Origin of the sequence: Yersinia bercovieri ATCC 43970, assembly GCF_013282745.1 — a bacterium.
In the GTDB taxonomy this organism is placed as follows: domain Bacteria; phylum Pseudomonadota; class Gammaproteobacteria; order Enterobacterales; family Enterobacteriaceae; genus Yersinia; species Yersinia bercovieri.
The window spans coordinates 3,815,390-3,833,670 of record NZ_CP054044.1 but is presented as its reverse complement, the minus strand read 5'-3'; the positions used below and the strand labels follow the sequence as shown (position 1 = coordinate 3,833,670).

Below are 18,281 nucleotides of genomic sequence, written 5' to 3'. Positions count from 1 at the left end.
CAACTGTAGGTCTAAAATGAAAAAAACAGATCAGGATACCGCTCTTTCATCCGCCGATAAAATTGATGTGGCGGATAGGTCCGCAACCAAGAAATTTATTTCAAGTATCAATGAAATGAATATAAATACCATGCCAATGGCACTGTTTATGACTATTTCGGCCATTGTGTTTATTTCAGCTTATGCCAGCTATTTGCCGAAAAATATGATTGGTGGCCTGGCTGTTATCATGACGATGGGCTTTGTTTTATCACACATTGGCCGCCATATTCCCGTACTGAAAGATATTGGTGGCCCGGCTATTTTATGCTTAATGGTGCCGTCGGTTCTGGTTTACTTTGGTATTTTCCAAACCAATACGTTGGACACTGTCCACTTGCTGATGAAAGAGGCAAATTTACTCTATTTCGTGATAGCCAGCCTGGTGGTCGGTAGTATTCTCGGTATGAACCGCGTGGTACTTATTCAAGGGATGACACGAATGTTTATCCCGTTGGTGGTGGGCACGATAACCGCAGTGGCTACCGGTTTGCTGGTTGGTAAATTATTTGGTTTTACCGCTTACCACACTTTCTTCTTTATTATTGTCCCCATCATCGGTGGCGGTATTGGCGAAGGTATTTTGCCATTATCGTTGGCGTATTCAGCCATCCTTGGGCAGTCTCCCGATATTTATGTGGCTCAACTTGCCCCTGCGGCGGTAGTTGGCAATATTTTTGCGATTATTTGTGCGGGGGTATTAGCACGTATTGGTATGCGCCGCAAAGATCTCAATGGCGAGGGGATGCTAATTCGTTCGGCAAAGGACAATGCCGTATTTACTTCGCAAGAGGGGCCAAAACAAGCAGACTTCCAATTAATGGGCGGAGGGTTGTTGATGACCTGCGCTTTCTTTATTGTTGGCGGTCTGTTTGAGCATATCGTGCATATTCCTGGCCCTGTACTGATGATCTTGATTGCGGTGATGTGTAAATACGCACAGGTTATTCCATCGAAAATGGAGCAGGGTGCGCATAGTTGGTACAAATTTGTCTCTACCACACTGGTGTGGCCGCTGATGATTGGTCTGGGAATGCTATATGTCCCATTGGAAAGTGTTGTCGCGGTATTCTCTGTCGGCTATGTGGTGGTCTGTGGTGCCGTGGTGCTATCAATGGCGGCGATCAGTTTTATTATCGCCCCGTATTTAAATATGTATCCGGTTGAAGCTTCCATCGTCACTAGCTGTCACAGTGGATTAGGGGGGACGGGGGATGTTGCAATTTTGTCCGCCTCTAATCGAATGTCATTGATGCCTTTTGCTCAGATAGCAACCCGTATTGGTGGCGCATCTACCGTGATTGGTGCCACGCTGTTATTAGGCTGGATTATGTAACGCCCCAATTGGCACCGGCGCAACAAGCGGTATCCCTTATCGGGTGCCGCTTGTTTTCGGGGGCTTAGGCGCACTTGGTTGTGGCTAATGCTGCTATTGGCAATACTGTTTTAAGACTTCTTGCTGGCTGGGTAATCGCTTGTAGAGATAGACGGGGCGTCCGGTCGCTCCATAAAGAACCTTAGTGCTGAGGACTTCGGTATCTGAAAGATAAATCAGATATTTGCGGCAAGAAACCCGCGAAATACCAATGGCGTTCGCCATCTGCTCAGTTGAGAACTCCCCCTCCTGCATTTCCTGAATCCATTCACATACCGTGCGCAGTGTCTGTACAGTCAGCCCTTTTGGTAACTTTTTTCGCTCGGTAGGGGTCAGGTTACTGCGCCGCAGTAATGAGTCCACATCTTCTTGAGCGCAATATTCACGTTGATCCAGCAAGCTCTTTTTTTCACGATAAATGGAGAGCGCCTCTTCAAAACGTGAGAACTGGAAGGGCTTAATTAAGTAATCGACAACCCCATATTGCAGTGCTTTTTTTATGGTATTCACATCGGTGGCTGATGAAATCACAATCACATCTGTATGTGCGCTGAATTCACGCAGCACTGGCAATAAATCCAACCCATTGTCTTGGCGCATAAAAACATCCAATAACACGAGATCAATTGGCTGTTCCGCTGCCATTAAGTACTCTCTGGCTTGCTGTAAGCTGGAAACTGAACCGTAGCAGTTGAAACCGGCTACCTGGTTGAGATAACACTTATTCAGTTCAGCCACCATGGCGTCATCATCCACTATTAATACATTAATCATGATTTACCGCGCTGATGTTGTTTGAAGAGATATCGCTAGAAGTCATATTGTTATTAGGTGTCATATTATTAAGGGTAGTGTCGTAGGGGAGGCTGATAAAGAACTGTGTAAAAATGCCCGCTTCAGAGTCAAATTCAATATTGCCGCCAATGCTCTCTAAACTCTGGCGTACCAGGCTCAAACCGATGCCGTGTTCATTTCCTTTGGTGGAGAAGCCATTATCAAAAATACGATCTTGCAGTTCAGCTGATATGCCCGGCCCATCATCGCTGACCACACAATGCACTCGGCCATGTTGATAATGGAAGCTGACATTGATCTCACGTTGGCCCTGGTTGCCAATGGCCTCCATAGCATTCTCAATCAAATTGCCTAATACCGTGATTAAGGTGGTGGTCACTTGTTCATTATCTGTATCCGGTAATAAGCTATCGTCGCTAATAGATAATGTGATGCCTAAATCCCGCGCCCGGTTAATCTTCCCTAACAGAAAACCAGCAATGACCGGTGATTTTACTTTGCGTAGTAGAGAGCCGATTTCCGCCTGATAATTATTCGATGTTTTAACGATATAATCTTCGAGTTGCTGATAATATTTCATATGTAGTAGGCCGAGGATCACATGGAGCTTATTCATAAATTCATGTGACTGCGCGCGTAAAGCATCAGCGTAATGCACCATGCCGGTCAGGCGTTGCATTAGTTGGCTCACTTCAGTTTTATCGCGGAAGGTGGCAATGGCGCCGATAATATTACCCTTCACCATCACCGGGACAGTATTGGTCAGCAGTATGCTGCCATTAAAGTTTATCTCTTCGTCACGGCGGGCGATGCCAGTTTCCAAGACCTGTTGTAAATACAAGCGCACCGGCCAATATTGACTGGCATGGCTCAATAACAAATTCTCCATCGGACCACTTTGCTTAAATAGGCGTTTGGCTTCATGGTTAACCACGGTAATACGTGAGTCGGCATCAACAGCAATGACCCCCTCCTTAATTGATTGCAGCATGGCGTTACGCTGCTCAAACAAATTAGATATCTCGTATGGCTCAAAGCCCAACATAATTCGCTTTAGTGCTTTAACCAAAAACCAGGTTCCCAGCGAACCAATCAATGCGCCAAATAAAATGGTCCACGGAATCGTCCAGCGAGTTTCACTCACCACCGAATCAATGCTGGTCAGGGAAATACCAATCGCCACCACGCCTATTTGTTCTCCCTGTGGCTTATAAATAGGGATAAAAATACGCAATGCTTGCGCCAGTACACCACGATTTATCGCGCTGTGCTCTTTACCCTGCAATGCGGGAAGCAGATCATTGCCGATAAAGTGTTGACCGATCATTTCAGGATTGGGATGTGAATAACGGATACCTTTCATATCAGTAATAACGATGAATAGCAGATCATTGGCTCTCTGCACTTCGCTGGTATAGGCCTGGATCTGCTGTCCGGCCACCGGGTTTGTTAAGCCGTTAATGATGGTGGGTGAGTAAGAGATGGCCCGTGCAACGGCGACGGCTTTGTTTTGCAAACTCTCTTGAGCCATCTGGCTGAGCTGAATAAAGAACAGTGTGTGAACCACGAATAGCACAGAGATAATTACCGCAGAGACCATCAGGGTAATTGAGGTGCTGAGCCGTAGCGGCACTTTTTGTTTTCCTGCCGATGTTGCGTTGTTCATGTCATGCTCCAGAGACACCGGCCTGCGTGATTCTCAGACGTCCAGATTGATGAAATGGGTGTGTGACCAAAAGCCGTAAGCCCAATCAGCGGGCTGACAAAGTTGCCTTATAGTTTACGCTGTTTAGTTATTAGGATGCTAAGACTTGGGATTACTTTAGCTACATAACGATTTATATAGTTATTCAAATTTCACCCTTTACGACTTGGATATCACAACCGAGGGCTATGTGCGATCTACCCAGCTTCGGTCACGACAACCATGGGGGGCGTTGAATTCGGCAACCCAAATCAGTCTCAGTTGGTGACGTTCAATCGCTAGCACGACCACTGCTTGTTTAGTTAGCCTGCTTGCCGATAATTTGATGGTAATTAATGTGATTATACACGGTGGTAAAAGTGTTTTTGTCACTTTTTAGCGCTAATTGGCTAATTTTGTTGATAAATGAGGTAATGAAAAACATAACATTATAAATGTTAAATCATGTGATTCTGTGGCTTATTCCATGTGTCGGGAAGGGCAATCAATTATCTGTATTAATTTGATTCATCTGGCAGCATTAAATATTGCGATAGGTGCTGTTTCATTTTCATTAATATTAGTGATTAACAGCAAACTTGAACCCTTTGTTGCGCTGTTATATCAGATTATTGCTAGCTAACATGGTAATCTGCTGTTTGTAATTAAATACACGGTCGTCAATTTTTTTATTCCTCCTCGTTAATGTCATGATTCTGAAACAGTCTCGATGTTTTTTCCTCGGCTCGGTAACAATCAAATTATTGAAAACAAGTGATATACAGCTTTCTTAAGCTAGGATATCTTACGCTAAGAATTTCATGATTTTTTGATAAAGCTAAGGCTCAAGCAAGCTTCAATTGATTATTACCATCTCCTATTAATTTAAACGAAGGAACTATTTCTGCTGTTTAAAATAAGTTAAAGAGACCAAGAAAGACATAAGAGTAAACAGAAGTTAAACGAGAGATAAATAATATGCCTACAGATGATAGCAAGAAAGGAATTATCGACTATGTATCAACCGGACATCTGCCGGATCCCGATACGGTTGTGAAACTGGTGCAAGAAGCCCATCAACGTTTTGGCACAGATACCGAAGGCGTGGTTTCAACAGTTTACCCTGCATTGGAGCGTATTCCACCGAATCTCTTTGGTGTATGCATGGTCGGCACTAACGGTAAAGTGCATTCGGCCGGTGATGTAGACTATGAATTTACCATTATGAGCGTCTCTAAACCCTTTGTTTTTGCGCTAGTTTGTCAGGCTATTGGGGCAAAAGTTGCGCGCGAAAAATTGGGCGTGAACAGCACGGGGATGGCATTTAACTCGGTCACTGCGATTGAACGCGCAGCGGATGGGCGCACAAACCCAATGGTGAACTCCGGTGCCATTGCCACCACAAGTTTAGTGCCGGGTGCGACCAGTGATGAGCAGTGGAAATTCATTTATGACGGTTTATGCCGCTTTGCTGGGCGCGAACTGACGCTGAATGAAGAGGTGTATCAATCGGCCTGTGAAACCAACTTCCGCAATCGTGGTATCGCCAATGTATTACAAGGCTATGGGCGTTTGGGCTGTGATCCGCTGATTGCCACCGACTTATATACCCGCCAATGTTCACTGAATGTCAGCGCCCGTGATCTTGCGGTGATGGGTGCAACACTGGCTGATGGCGGTGTTAACCCACTGACCCGTGAGCGGGTGGTGGATAACGATGTGTGTCATTATGCATTAGCGGTCATGGTAACGGCAGGGCTGTACGAAACCTCCGGTGACTGGTTGTATGACATTGGTCTGCCCGGTAAAAGCGGCATTGGTGGCGGGATTGTGACAGTGTCACCTGGAAAGGGTGGTTTGGGGACCTTCGCCCCATTACTGGATGCTGCGGGGAATAGTGTCAAAGGGCAACTGGCAGCCCGATTCTTATCACGTCGTCTTGGGATGGACATGTTTGTTTCTGAACCTTACACCGAAAAGGGTTGAGTCCAGAGATCTGGGCATTGCGCTGAAAATCGTTTGTTTTAACAACTAAGCGGTTTCAACCGCCGAGTGGTTCTGAAAACAAGAATACATGTCAAAAGGATAGAGAAATTTATGGCGAATCAATCAACTCACCGCGCAGGTGCGGAAGTTAAAGAGTCCTGGGTGCCGATGATAACCATCGCATTAGCTCAGATTTTAATGTCATTCAACGTTGCCTCTCTGCCGGTCGCCTTGGGGGGAATGGTCAAAAGTTTTAATGTGCCACCCACGACAATTGCGACCGCTATCGTGATGTACTCACTGTCAGTTGCCGGTTTCGTTATGTTGGGTGCCAAACTCAATCAGCGTTTTGGGCCATTGGTGGTGTTCCGCAGCACTGTTCTGTTGTTCGGCATCGCACAGGTCATGATGACATTCAGCCCGAATGTTACTGTGATGATCAGTGCGCAGGCACTTAGTGGTCTGGCGGGTGCGGCCTTGGTGCCAGCATTGGTGGCGCTGATTGCTGAAAACTACCGTGGTACGCAACAGGCTACCGCGCTCGGCGCTTTGGGTTCTGCCCGTGCCGGTGCCGGTGTGGCGGCGTTTCTGATTGGCGGTATTCTCGGGACTTATATTGGCTGGCGTCCGGCGTTTGGTATTTTGATTGTGTTGTCGGCAGTCATCTTTGTACTGAGCTTCCGCTTGAAAGCGGATAAGGGCCGTCCAGAAGTGGGCATCGATATCATCGGTGTGGTTCTCGCCGCTTCGGCCATTATTTTGCTGTCATTCGGCTTCAATAACCTGAACCGCTGGGGTTTCGGTTTAGTGCGTGACGGTGCGCCATTTGATCTGCTGGGCTTCTCACCTGCGCCATTTATGATTGTACTGGGTATCGTGTTGGGTCAGGCGTTTGTGGTCTGGACACGTCGTCGCCAGGAGCAAGGTAAGACGCCGTTACTGGCACTGGAAGTGATTACTTCATCCACCGAGAAAGCCGCCGTGTTTGCCATGTTCGCCGTGGTGGCACTGGAAGCGATGTTGAACTTCTCTGTTCCGCTGTACATTCAAATCGTACAGGGCAGTACCCCAATGGCAACGGCGATCGCTATGATGCCGTTTAACTTGTCGGTGTTCTTCTCGGCGATGCTGATTGTCCGCTTCTACAAGAGACTGACGCCACGTAAAATTGGCCGTTATGGTTTTATCACTTGTACCATCGCCCTGTTGTGGCTGGCATTTGTGGTGCGAAATAACTGGAGTGAGTTCGCCGTTCTGATAGGTCTGGTGATCTTCGGCCTTGCTCAGGGGGCGCTGGTTACCTTGCTGTTCAACGTGTTGGTCAGTGCATCACCTAAAGCACTGGCAGGTGATGTGGGTTCACTGCGCGGCACCACCAACAACCTGGCTAACGCCATCGGTACGGCGGTTGCCGGTGCTTTGCTGGTGGGCCTATTAAGTGCCAACGTGATGCGCGGTGTGGCTGAAACGCCAATTCTGACGCCAGAGATTCAGGCTCAGGTCAATATGGATAGCATCAACTTCGTCAGTAATGACCGCCTGCAAGGGGTGTTAGCACAGACCACCGCAACCCCTGAACAGGTTGCAGAAGCGGTGCGCGTCAACGAAGAAGCACGGTTACGAGCACTGAAATTTGGCTTGCTGATCATGGCGTTGCTATCGCTGTTGGCTATTTTCCCTGCCGGTCGCTTACCTGACTATCTACCGGGTGAATTGCCTGCGGATAATCTGGACCCCAAAGCCGGTAAGTAAGTGGCGATATTGTTAGAAAAAGTATTCTAAAAAAGAGTGACGGTGGGCGATGAGGATTGCCGCTGTCACTCTCCTTTCTGGTCAGAACTTCATCCCACCGCTAATCACCTGCGTTCTGTAACGTCACCACGGTAATGGACGAGAACTGTAAATGTTATTCGGTTAAACCGTGCGGAACCACCAGATTTCCCCGGAAAACTTGTGGATTGACATGATTACCCGCCCGGGCATCAATCAGATCGACAACTTTTCTGGCCAGTGTTTCCAACGAATACTCTATGGCGGGTACTGCCGGAACCCCCGGTAATTGCACCGAACCATCCAGGCTGAAAACCATCACTTTATCCGGCACGGTGCGCTTGAAGAGATGCAGCAGCGCAATCGCTTTTTGGGCTTCAATTTCATCCATCACCAGCAGGGCATTAAACTGCACGCCATTGTTCAACAGTGTCTGTAGTGCCTCGGAAGAGGAGAGAACACTCCCCATCACCAGACTGCGATTATAGGGGATCAGGTAATTTTCTAGCGCCCGCTGATAACCCAGTAGTGTCTGCTCCGCCACAGTTCCCGAAGCATGGTTTAGCAGCGCGATATGCCGACGGCCCTGACTGACCAGATAGTGGCAGGCGGTCTCTGCCGCGAATGAGTGGTCGAATAAAATGCTGTTAGGGGTCGAGGATTCAAGGCAATCAATCATGATGGTCTTGTCATCGGGTGGCGGCAGCGGAAAGCGCGCGCCGATGATGATAATGGCATCACACAGACCATTGGCAAGCTCAGTGACGGCGTTGGTGACCCCGACACTGTTGTCCGCAAAGCGCAGTAATAGGTGCTTTTGATGCTGACTAAACTGTTTTTCCAGAGCAAACAGATAACTGGTTGTTTGCTGAATGTGTTCAGTGGCACAAATCACCCCAATGCAGCCCGTTGACTGTGCGGTCAGAAATTGCGCGATCACATTCGGTTTATAGTTAAGAATTTCAACTGCTTTCATGACTGCCAGACGGCTCTCTTCCTTGACCCCGCGCGACCCGCTCAACACCCGAGACACAGTGGCTTTAGATACGTTGGCTAACCGTGATACATCATTAATAGTCGACATAACTTCACTCCACTTTATCTGATCAATGGCCAGAGGGCCTTATCAGTTCCTTTTATCCTTGGTTCCAATCCAACGCCACCCATTCTATACCCTGATTGCCTTTGCGGAAACCGTTGTTACCAGAGAGTATCCAGTAAAACCTTGATTCCTGCTTAGCTTTTTGTGATGTCTTTCACAACTGCATATCTTTCAGTAAGTAAATATTTGAGCGCGCTCTCATATCTCTGTTGTTTGGATGGAAACCGGTTTCCATTTTGTTTCCAATGAGGCTCAATATGACAACATGGCAAGATGACAGTGAGGCTGTAGGTAATGAAAAAAATAATGTTGTGCTGCTCTGCGGGGATGTCCACCAGTATGCTGGTGAAAAAAATGCTGGCTGAGGCGGCAACCCGTGGAGTTGAGGTTCAAATTGATGCTTTTGGTGCCAGCGAGTTCAATGAGCAATTCGGCCGTTATCAGGTTGTGCTGCTAGGGCCGCAGGTGAAATACATGCAACGGGATTTAGCTGCGATAGCTGAGCCGTTGGGGATCCCGGTGATGACCATCGACATGATGGATTACGGCATGCAACGCGGTGATAAGGTCCTCGACTTCGCCTTATCTCTTATTAATGCAGTGAAATAAAAGGTATCTGCAATGAGTTCTCTTTACCAAACAATGGTTGGGATGATAGAGCAAACCATCACGCCGCTGGCCGGGCGATTAGGGCAACAAAAGTACATTATCGCGATCCGCGACGGTTTTACCTCGGCGCTGCCGTTTATGATCATCGGCTCGTTTATGCTGGTCTTTATCTTCCCGCCATTTTCGGCTGATACCAGTTGGGCTTTTGCGCGTGCATGGCTGAATTTCTCCAGTACCTATCGCAATCAGCTGATGTTGCCTTTCAATCTCAGCATGGGGGTGATGACCTTCTTTATCTCTGTTGGGATTGGCGCAAGTCTGGGGCGGCAATATAAGCTCGACCCCATCATGACGGGCCTGCTGGCATTGATGTCATTCTTGCTGGTGGCGGCACCTTACGCCGATGGCCATATTTCAACTCAATACTTCTCCGGCCAGGGGATTTTTACCGCCATCGTGACTGCGGTCTACTCCACTGAACTGTATGCATTTTTAAAGCGCCACAATATCACCATTCGTTTACCAAAAGAGGTGCCAACCGGTGTTGCGCGCTCCTTTGAGATCCTGATCCCCGTGGTGGCCGTGGTCGCGACTCTGCACCCGCTGAACTTATTTATCGAATCATCCACCGGAATGATTATTCCTGAAGCGATCATGCATCTGTTAGCACCTCTGGTTTCAGCTTCAGATTCGTTGCCAGCTATTTTGCTGTCAGTATTGCTCTGCCAAATATTGTGGTTTGCGGGTATTCATGGTGCCCTAATTGTCACTGGTATTATGAACCCGTTCTGGATGACCAATCTGGCACTGAATCAGGCGGCATTAGCCGCGGGCGCACCGCTGCCCCATATCTACCTGCAAGGCTTTTGGGACCACTACTTATTGATTGGCGGTGTTGGCTCTACGCTACCGCTGGCCTTCCTGTTACTGCGCAGCAAAGCTATTCACTTGCGAACTATTGGCAAGATGGGGATTGTGCCGAGCTTCTTTAATATCAACGAGCCGATTCTCTTTGGTGCACCGATCATCATGAACCCGGTGTTCTTCCTGCCCTTTATCTTTGTTCCGATGATCAATGCCACATTGGCTTATATCGCCACCAAGTTGGGCTGGATCGCACAAGTTGTCTCATTAACGCCATGGACCACACCTGCACCTATTGGTGCCTCTTGGGCTGCAAATTGGGCCTTTAGCCCGGTGGTGATGTGTTTGTTATGTATGCTGTTCTCTGCGGTGATGTACTACCCATTCCTCAAGGCTTATGAGCGCAGTCTGCTGAAAGCTGACGAAGAAAAAGAGCAACAACAGAGCTTTGCTGAAGCAGCTGAAACTCGCTAGATCCTAATTTGATTCGTGTTACGGAGAGTATAATGAAGTATCAATTTCCACGTGATTTCTGGTGGGGCAGCGCCAGTTCCGCCCCGCAAACTGAAGGCGAAAGTCTGAGTGGTGGCAAAAGTGCGACTGTCTGGGACACCTGGTATGCCAAGCAGCCAGGGCGCTTTCATCAGCAAATTGGCCCGCAGCAGACGTCGACGTTTTATCAGCACTGGCAGCAAGATATCGCCCTGCTGAAACAGCTAAATCACAATAGTTTTCGCACCTCAATTTCCTGGGCGCGCTTGATGCCCAAGGGGCGGGGTGAAGTCAATCCAGAGGCGGTGGATTTCTACAATGGGGTGATTGACCAATTGCTGGCGCAGGGGATAACCCCGTTTATCAATCTGTTCCACTTTGATATGCCGACGGTGATGCAAGAACAGGGGGGGTGGGAAAGTCGCTATGTGGTTGACTCCTATGCAGAATATGCTGACACCTGCTTCCGTCTCTTTGGCGATCGGGTGCAACACTGGTTTACTTTCAATGAGCCTATCGTGCCGGTTGAAGGTGGTTATCTGTACGATTTTCATTACCCCAATGTCGTCGATTTCAAGCGCGCCGCCACTGTGGCCTATCACACCGTACTGGCCCATGCTTTAGCGGTAAAAAAATACCGTCAGCGCGAATTAGGTGGTGAAATAGGTATTATTTTAAATCTGACGCCATCCTACCCTCGCTCCGAGAATCCGGCGGATGTTAAAGCGGCCAACATTGCAGATTTGCTGTTTAACCGCAGTTTTCTCGACCCGGTATTACGTGGCGAATATCCGGCAGAACTTGTCGCTTTACTGAAAGATTACGATCAATTACCTGATTGCCAGCCCGGTGACAGTGCATTAATCGTAGAAGGGAAAGTCGATCTGCTCGGCATTAATTATTATCAGCCGCGTAGAATAAAATGTCGGGATAGCCGGGTTAACCCTGATGCACCATTTATGCCGGAATGGTTATTTGATTACTATCAGATGCCGGGCTGCAAAATGAATCCGCATCGAGGTTGGGAAATTTATGAACCCGGTATTTACGATATTCTGACTAACTTGCGTGAAAATTATGATAATCCACGCTGCTTTATTTCAGAAAATGGCATGGGCGTTGAAAACGAACAGCGCTTTAGCCAGCACGGGCAGATTAATGATGACTATCGTATTGAGTTTGTCTCTGAACATTTAAAATGGGTTCACCGCGCATTAGCCGAAGGGAGTCACTGCCTGGGCTATCATATGTGGACATTTATTGATAACTGGTCATGGTGTAATGCTTACAAAAACCGCTATGGTTTTGTGCAGTTAGATTTGAAAACCCAACAGCGCATAGTGAAGAAGAGTGGTGAATGGTTCGCGGCAACCGCTAATAACCAAGGTTTTGATGAGGTAGAGAAAAATGATTGATCTTGAAGAGGCGGTCATGGAGATCATCGTCAATGCCGGTCAAGCCAGAAGCTTATGCTTTGAAGCCCTGCGCGCCGCGCGGGAAGGGGATTTCACCCAGGCTCATACCCTGTTAGCGGAGTCTGATGGGTTCACCAAAGCGGCGCATCGTATGCAGACCAAGCTGATTGAACAAGATGCAGGTGAAGCCAAAACGCCGATGACACTTATTATGGTCCATGCGCAGGATCACTTAATGACATCACTATTAGCCCGTGCGTTAAGCAATGAAATAGTATTACTGTATCAGCGAGTATAATTAACGCGCCATAATTAGCTGTCTCAAATAAAAATAGATATTAACTATTTCGCAGAGGTCAAATATGAATATTTAACCATGGCGGGTCATTTGCCAATTAATGCTTCTGGGTATAACAATAAATAAATTATTAACTCTTTAAAATCGAGTGGCAGAGTGTTGCCTATAGATTATGAAAGTATCCTTTACTTCACATTATCCTAAATAGAGATGGTCAATATGAATAAGTTTATACTGGTTGGACTTACCAGTCTTTTATCATTGCCTGCGTTAGCTGAAGTGACCTGGGAAACCCCTCAAGGGAATCTTAAGTTATATGGTGATGTTGAAATTAATATGGACGCGGCCAGTAAGAGCGGACAACTCACCTCATTACGTACCAGTGCAAATAAAGACTGGAAAGCAGGTAGCCGGGAGCAATGGGATATTAATGGACGAATTCTGATTGGCCTGGATGGTTATCGCCGCCTGAATAATGGCAACTTTGCGGGCTTTACCGTGCAGCCATTAGCTGACGTTGGCGGCAGCATGAACCTTGATGATGCGGCATTCTTCTTTGGCCATGAAAAAGACTGGAAAGTTAAAGTCGGCCGCTTTGAAGCTTACGATATGTTCCCACTGAATCAGGATACTTTTGTCCAGCACTCAGGGAACACCGCGAATGACTTATATAGTGACGGCTATGGCTACATCTATATGATGAAAGAGGGGCGTGGGCGCAGCAATAATGGCGGCAACTTCTTGGTAAGCAAATATCTGGGTAACTGGTATTTTGAAGTTAACACCATCTTAAAAGATGGTACTTCACTATTTGCCAATAGTACTTACCATGGCAATACGCTGGAAAACGAAAAAAATGTGGCTTATGTTCGCCCGGTTATTTCGTGGAAACAAGAGAGCCTCTCTGCGGCCATCGCCATGGAAAGTAACGTCATTAGCAATGCCTATGGCTACCGGGATGACCAGGGAGAGTGGCAGGATCAGTCTAAACGTAATGGTTATGGTGCCACCTTCACCTTTAATAATCAGGATAAAGACCCCGAAAATGGTATTGTGGCAAACTTGAGTTCGGCTTATATGGATGCAACCAATGAGAAGAACTTCAGTGCCGGTGCTAATATCTTATGGCGAAACTTTGAAATTGGTTATATCTACGCACATAACGACATTGAATATTTCAACAGTGCGAATGCTGGCGTGATAACTTCCGGGATATTAACCTCACCAGACAAATATGATGTGCACACAATTCATACCTCATATAAAATTGCCAATATTATGGATATGAATAACTTTAATTTATACCTTGGTGCCTACTGGTCTAAATTGGAAGTTGCTGAAAATAATAAAGTGGTGAATGGCGAAAACGATGATCGTTATGGCGTTCGTGCCAGATTTAAGTATTTCTTCTGATTTAATACCAGTGACTGGATAATAAATATTATTAATTAACTATTTAACTCGGATTATATATTTACTGAAATAAGCGCCTGTCTGCGGATTTAGGTCACTTTCACCTGTGGTATTTCCGCAGCAGGCGAGTTTTTTCTGCTTATCAATCACAGCTAAAATCACAGCTAAGCCGCCTGAGATAGGCCAAGAGACTGGCTAGAAAAGCGTGTTTCCCTAGCCCATAATTGCGGGGTGCTCCGCATTTCTAAACAAAACTTCAAGAGACTAAATATTTTTTGATACGGATCAAGACACATTTCCTTTGTTTAGTGTTAATGTTAATAAATCTCATTATCACTCCATGTGCGTTACTCAATTATGCGAATTTGGCACAAAATTATTCTACTTTGCTGCTGCTGGTGGCTTTCAGGTTCATTAGCGTGGGCCGCTGTGGATTACCAGCAACTGGTCAATGATATCCAATCCCGTCTTGATAAAACGTCTCAGCTCTATCAACAACAGAACAGTAATGAAGCCCGCACCACGGTGCAGATGGCGTATTTTGAACTATTTGAAAACCTAGAGGGGCCGATTCGCATCAATATCTCTGCCCAAAAGAGTTATCAGATGGAAGCGGCTTTTGGTGAAATCCGCCGCATGATTGGCGAGGGGCGGCCGCAAGCTGAGGTTGATAATAAAATCAACTGGCTTAAAAGTGAGCTGGCAGGGGTACTGCCCGTCCTGACTGATGGTCATAAGCTTACTGCTGAACAACAACATGCGGCATATGAAAACAGTGACATTGCGGTGTACTGGCAGCAGAGCTTCAAAATTATCGATGATTTATTGGCGCAGGCTATCAGTGAGTATCAGGCCGGCAATTTCGCCGCCGCCAGCCAGAGTGTGCAACAGGCGCACTATCAGGGCTTTAAAAACTCTGAAATGGAGATGTCAGTGCGGGGCAATCGTTCCGCACAAGACGCCGCCGCGATTAACCAACAATTCACTGCATTAATCGATTTAACCAGCAAACCTGACCAAATGACGGAGGTCGCTTATCGCGTCACGGGTTTGTTGCAAACCATTGAAGAGATACTGCCGGGGTTACCCACCACCCGGGAGCAGCAGCAAGTCAGCGCCGATCAACCCATTGTCGGGCAATCCTCTGCGGCAGGTGCTAATACTGATGAACAGGCCAATGCTGATTGGGCTGCGGTTTCCGACAAAATAAATCAGGCCATTACAGCTGCTATCGGCCAGTACCAAAAGGGGCAGACCGCACCTGCCATGCTGGCGGTACAGGACACCTATTTTGATCTGTTTGAAGCCAGTGGTATGGAGAACAAAGTTGGTTCACGTGATGCGGCGTTTAAATCAACACTAGAAGGCCACTTCACCCGCCTGGTTAGCCTGATGAAAGCGGGGCAGCCGGCCGAACAGTTGCAAGCTGAAGCAGTGGCCTTGCAAAACGATCTCTCCAGCGCGGTCGTGATGTTAGGTGGCGGGGATGAAACCAACTGGAGCCTGTTTATCTACAGCCTGCTGATCATTGTCCGCGAGGGTCTGGAAGCCTTGCTGATTGTGGCGGCTATCGTCGCTTATCTGGTCAAAAACAACCATCAGGACAAACTGCCGCTGATTCGCCAATCAGTCGTAGTGGCATTAATTGCCAGTGTACTCACCGCCTTTGTCTTCCAGTGGCTCTTTGCCAATTCAGGGCAAAGCCGCGAGTTGCTGGAGGGCTTCACCATGATGATCGCCGTGGTGATGCTGTTCTCCATGAGCTATTGGCTGCTATCCAAAACAGAAGCACGCCAATGGAAAGCCTATCTCGAAGGGAAGTTCTCCAAATCACTCAGTAGCGGCTCAATGATAGGGTTATGGCTAACCAGCTTCCTGGCGGTGTACCGCGAAGGGGCCGAAACCGTGCTGTTCTATCTGGCCTTGATGGGCGATGCCAGTAGCACCAGTGGCCACTTGTCGATTCTGGCGGGTTTTGGCGTTGGTTCTGTTTTCCTGCTGGTAGCTTATTTAGTCATGCGCTTTACCGTGGTCAAATTGCCGCTTAAACCCTTCTTTATGTTTACCGGTGGCTTTATGTATCTGATGGCGTTTGTCTTCGCCGGTAAGAGTGTCCTTGAGCTGATTGAGGGTAAATTATTTGAGCCGACCCTGCTACCGGGCGTACCTGAAATTAGTTGGTTGGGGATCTATCCATACCTGGAGACGTTGATTCCCCAAGGGATATTACTGATTGCTGCACTGATTGCCCTTTGGGTAATGCAACGGCGCGGTCATGCTATCCCAGCATAATGGTCCGGCATGATGCCGGTGTGAATTACGACAATGTACTTATCATTTGATACCAGAGGGTGTGCTACATGACCATGAAGAAAACGATTATTGCCAGCAGCATCATTGCCAGCATTTTTGCAGCACCGGCTGCTTTTGCCTTTAAAGAGTATCCAGCTGGCGAACCTATCAAAATTAATGATATGGAAATTGCGGCGGTCTACTTACAGCCGATTGATATGGAACCTCGCGGCATGGGCTTGCCAGCCGCGAAAGCCGACATCCATCTGGAAGCTGATATCCATGCAACTGAAGGCAATAAAAATGGTTTCGGTGCTGGCGAATGGATGCCCTACCTGACTATCGCTTACACCTTGGTGAATACTGACACAGGCGCTAAACAAGAAGGCACCTTTATGCCAATGGTTGCCAGCGATGGCCCACACTACGGCGCTAACATCAAAATGATGGGGGTGGGTAACTATAAAGTGACCTATCACATTAGCGAGCCATCCAAAGCCGGTTTACATCGCCATACAGATAGCGAAACAGGTGTTGGTCGTTGGTGGAAGCCGTTTGATGTGAGCTATGACTTTAAATATACCGGCTTGAATTGATAGTAATGGTCGCGATGACTAATGAGTGATCGCGGCTTTTTTTATTGATATAGAGCGGTCAGGCAATTGTTGCTATCAGCACCTATAAGTGCTGATCAGTGATAACTGGCAGGTGTTGTGATCTCCTTGCCCAAGGTGTGTGCTAATGAGTTATTTTTTTGTTTCCGTGCTACAAGCCTTTTTGCCCGTGGCCTTGCTACTGGGGTTAAGTTGGGTGATTCGTCCCGCCCCTGCATTGAGTCGGGTGGTATGGATAACAATACTTATGGCTATAGTCGGGATATGGGCCGGTACTCATTACCCTAAATCGCAGCAGTTGCAGTTAGTACTGGCGGGGATTCAACTTCTCGCGCTGTTGTTACTCTTATTCAGTCAATTCACTCCCCGCCGCTCATTAGGCTACTTCTGGCAGGCAGTTCTGGTATTCGGCGCAGCACTCAATTGGGGTAATAACCCTAATTTGGGGGCGTTTACCAACATCCATGTTATCAACACTGACCTGCTTCTCAATCTGGCGGCTATTATCGTCGCATTCGCTTGGGTAATTTTCTGTGCAGTATTATTGCTGATGATGATTCGGCAACTGCCACGCTGCCGCTGGCCGCTGTTACTGCTATTAACACTGCTACTCATTTTGCCGTTGAGTGGCGATGCTATCCTGCTACTGATGAAGTTGCAGGTGTTGCCGTTAACCAAATCACTGCTCAGTTATGTTGCTTTGGTGACTAACGGACATGCCTGGCTCAGCTATATTTGTGCGCTGCTACTGGCATTGACGACCCTCTGTTATCTGCTGCCGCTGCGCCATGCTCGCCAGATGGTCAGTGAAAATTCAGAGCCGATTGCTCACCGTAAAGCTTTGGCAGCTTACCGCAATGTGCGCAGGATTTTTGTGTTGGCTTTATTGGCATGGATTGTGGTGACGGGCGCGCAACTCTATTGGGACAAAGTGGCTTCTCAGCCGCCACAACTCTCCGAAGCCTTACCCGTCACGCTAGCCGCAGATGGCTTAGTCCATATTCCGGTAGAGCAGGTGCGGGACGGCAAGTTGCACCGTTTTGTTTGGGTCGCTGATGATGGCAAAGCCGTACGTTTCTTCATTATTAACCGCTATCCCGACCGCTTGCGCCTTAGTGTGGTCTTTGATGCCTGCCTGCTATGTGGCGACCAAGGCTACGTGATGGAGGGTAATCAGGTTATTTGTGTTGCTTGCGCGGTGCATATTTTCATTCCTTCTATTGGCAAAGCGGGGGGATGCAATCCGATTCCGCTGGAAGAGTGGCGAAGTGATGATAAAGAGCTGGTAATCCCCAAAGCCTCTCTGGAGGCCGGGGTCAATTACTTCACCACGGTTGTGACATTAGATGTCATTGATCCGGTTGATAAAACGCACCTGACTAACCAAAAAGCCGAATTTAAGTACAGTTATGGCGATAAAACCTACTTCTTCTCATCAGAGGCGAATTACAACCGTTTCCGCGATAGTCCAGAACAATTTGTCACCCCAGTTATCAGCAGTGAAGAGAGTGATACTCAGGAGAACCCATAATT

The 18,281-nt window shown here is 47.5% G+C and carries 14 protein-coding genes; 11 read left to right on the top strand and 3 right to left on the bottom strand.

The window, feature by feature from the left end:
- Positions 1–16: 16 nt before the first annotated feature.
- The gene (locus HRK25_RS17385) at positions 17–1,375 is read left to right on the top strand and encodes a 2-hydroxycarboxylate transporter family protein (RefSeq protein WP_005273161.1); all 1,359 of its coding nucleotides are present in this window, start codon (positions 17–19) and stop codon (positions 1,373–1,375) included.
- A 93-nt stretch (positions 1,376–1,468) separates the two neighbouring features.
- Here HRK25_RS17385 and dcuR read toward each other — a convergent pair whose 3' ends face one another.
- Positions 1,469–2,188, bottom strand: coding sequence for a two-component system response regulator DcuR (dcuR, locus tag HRK25_RS17380; protein WP_032897428.1), 720 nt, complete (start codon positions 2,186–2,188; stop codon positions 1,469–1,471).
- Positions 2,181–3,875, bottom strand: coding sequence for a sensor histidine kinase (locus tag HRK25_RS17375; RefSeq protein ID WP_005273166.1), 1,695 nt, complete (start codon positions 3,873–3,875; stop codon positions 2,181–2,183). The genes dcuR and HRK25_RS17375 overlap by 8 nt, the downstream gene beginning before the upstream one ends.
- Before the next feature lie 996 nt (positions 3,876–4,871).
- Here HRK25_RS17375 and glsA point away from each other — a divergent pair.
- Complete coding sequence (gene glsA / locus HRK25_RS17370) at positions 4,872–5,879, top strand: glutaminase A (protein ID WP_005273174.1); 1,008 nt, start codon at positions 4,872–4,874, stop codon at positions 5,877–5,879.
- 111 nt (positions 5,880–5,990) lie between these two features.
- Positions 5,991–7,631, top strand: coding sequence for an MFS transporter (locus HRK25_RS17365; RefSeq protein ID WP_049602478.1), 1,641 nt, complete (start codon positions 5,991–5,993; stop codon positions 7,629–7,631).
- 154 nt (positions 7,632–7,785) lie between these two features.
- Here the strand turns inward: HRK25_RS17365 and HRK25_RS17360 are convergent, their stop codons facing one another.
- Positions 7,786–8,733 carry a LacI family DNA-binding transcriptional regulator gene (locus HRK25_RS17360; RefSeq protein WP_005271854.1) on the bottom strand — a complete coding sequence of 316 codons (948 nt, stop codon included), beginning with the start codon at positions 8,731–8,733 and terminating at the stop codon, positions 7,786–7,788.
- Between the two features lie 312 nt (positions 8,734–9,045).
- Here HRK25_RS17360 and HRK25_RS17355 point away from each other — a divergent pair, with 312 nt between their 5' ends.
- The 8 genes from HRK25_RS17355 to HRK25_RS17320 all read left to right on the top strand — a co-directional run bounded on the left by HRK25_RS17355 (position 9,046) and on the right by HRK25_RS17320 (position 18,279).
- On the top strand, positions 9,046–9,360 hold the full coding sequence (locus HRK25_RS17355) for a PTS sugar transporter subunit IIB (protein WP_005271856.1): 315 nt from the start codon (positions 9,046–9,048) through the stop codon (positions 9,358–9,360).
- 12 nt (positions 9,361–9,372) lie between these two features.
- Positions 9,373–10,698: a PTS sugar transporter subunit IIC gene (locus tag HRK25_RS17350; RefSeq protein ID WP_032896833.1), complete on the top strand. Its 1,326-nt coding sequence runs from the start codon at positions 9,373–9,375 to the stop codon at positions 10,696–10,698.
- A gap of 32 nt (positions 10,699–10,730) precedes the next feature.
- Positions 10,731–12,131: a glycoside hydrolase family 1 protein gene (locus tag HRK25_RS17345; protein WP_005271860.1), complete on the top strand. Its 1,401-nt coding sequence runs from the start codon at positions 10,731–10,733 to the stop codon at positions 12,129–12,131.
- Complete coding sequence (locus HRK25_RS17340; RefSeq protein ID WP_032896835.1) at positions 12,124–12,429, top strand: PTS lactose/cellobiose transporter subunit IIA; 306 nt, start codon at positions 12,124–12,126, stop codon at positions 12,427–12,429. The genes HRK25_RS17345 and HRK25_RS17340 overlap by 8 nt, the downstream gene beginning before the upstream one ends.
- A gap of 210 nt (positions 12,430–12,639) precedes the next feature.
- Entirely contained in the window at positions 12,640–13,842 is a 1,203-nt protein-coding gene (locus tag HRK25_RS17335; RefSeq protein WP_005271867.1) for a carbohydrate porin, read from the top strand.
- Between the two features lie 357 nt (positions 13,843–14,199).
- A complete protein-coding gene (locus tag HRK25_RS17330) occupies positions 14,200–16,134 on the top strand; it encodes an FTR1 family iron permease (protein ID WP_032896837.1) in 1,935 nt (644 codons plus the stop codon).
- A gap of 68 nt (positions 16,135–16,202) precedes the next feature.
- Positions 16,203–16,730, top strand: coding sequence for an iron transporter (locus HRK25_RS17325; RefSeq protein WP_004390794.1), 528 nt, complete (start codon positions 16,203–16,205; stop codon positions 16,728–16,730).
- A 145-nt stretch (positions 16,731–16,875) separates the two neighbouring features.
- The gene (locus tag HRK25_RS17320; RefSeq protein ID WP_005271877.1) at positions 16,876–18,279 is read left to right on the top strand and encodes a Fe-S-containing protein; all 1,404 of its coding nucleotides are present in this window, start codon (positions 16,876–16,878) and stop codon (positions 18,277–18,279) included.
- Positions 18,280–18,281: the final 2 nt, after the last annotated feature.

Bases quoted from the DNA above. Each gene is read 5' to 3' on its own strand.
- HRK25_RS17375 (WP_005273166.1), bottom strand. From the start codon at position 3,875: ATGAACAACGCAACATCGGCAGGAAAACAAAAAGTGCCGCTACGGCTC.
- HRK25_RS17385 (WP_005273161.1), top strand. From the start codon at position 17: ATGAAAAAAACAGATCAGGATACCGCTCTTTCATCCGCCGATAAAATT.
- HRK25_RS17335 (WP_005271867.1), top strand. From the start codon at position 12,640: ATGGTCAATATGAATAAGTTTATACTGGTTGGACTTACCAGTCTTTTA.
- HRK25_RS17325 (WP_004390794.1), top strand. From the start codon at position 16,203: ATGACCATGAAGAAAACGATTATTGCCAGCAGCATCATTGCCAGCATT.
- HRK25_RS17360 (WP_005271854.1), bottom strand. From the start codon at position 8,733: ATGTCGACTATTAATGATGTATCACGGTTAGCCAACGTATCTAAAGCC.
- HRK25_RS17340 (WP_032896835.1), top strand. From the start codon at position 12,124: ATGATTGATCTTGAAGAGGCGGTCATGGAGATCATCGTCAATGCCGGT.
- HRK25_RS17320 (WP_005271877.1), top strand. From the start codon at position 16,876: ATGAGTTATTTTTTTGTTTCCGTGCTACAAGCCTTTTTGCCCGTGGCC.
- HRK25_RS17355 (WP_005271856.1), top strand. From the start codon at position 9,046: ATGAAAAAAATAATGTTGTGCTGCTCTGCGGGGATGTCCACCAGTATG.
- glsA (WP_005273174.1), top strand. From the start codon at position 4,872: ATGCCTACAGATGATAGCAAGAAAGGAATTATCGACTATGTATCAACC.
- HRK25_RS17345 (WP_005271860.1), top strand. From the start codon at position 10,731: ATGAAGTATCAATTTCCACGTGATTTCTGGTGGGGCAGCGCCAGTTCC.
- HRK25_RS17365 (WP_049602478.1), top strand. From the start codon at position 5,991: ATGGCGAATCAATCAACTCACCGCGCAGGTGCGGAAGTTAAAGAGTCC.
- HRK25_RS17350 (WP_032896833.1), top strand. From the start codon at position 9,373: ATGAGTTCTCTTTACCAAACAATGGTTGGGATGATAGAGCAAACCATC.
- HRK25_RS17330 (WP_032896837.1), top strand. From the start codon at position 14,200: ATGCGAATTTGGCACAAAATTATTCTACTTTGCTGCTGCTGGTGGCTT.
- dcuR (WP_032897428.1), bottom strand. From the start codon at position 2,188: ATGATTAATGTATTAATAGTGGATGATGACGCCATGGTGGCTGAACTG.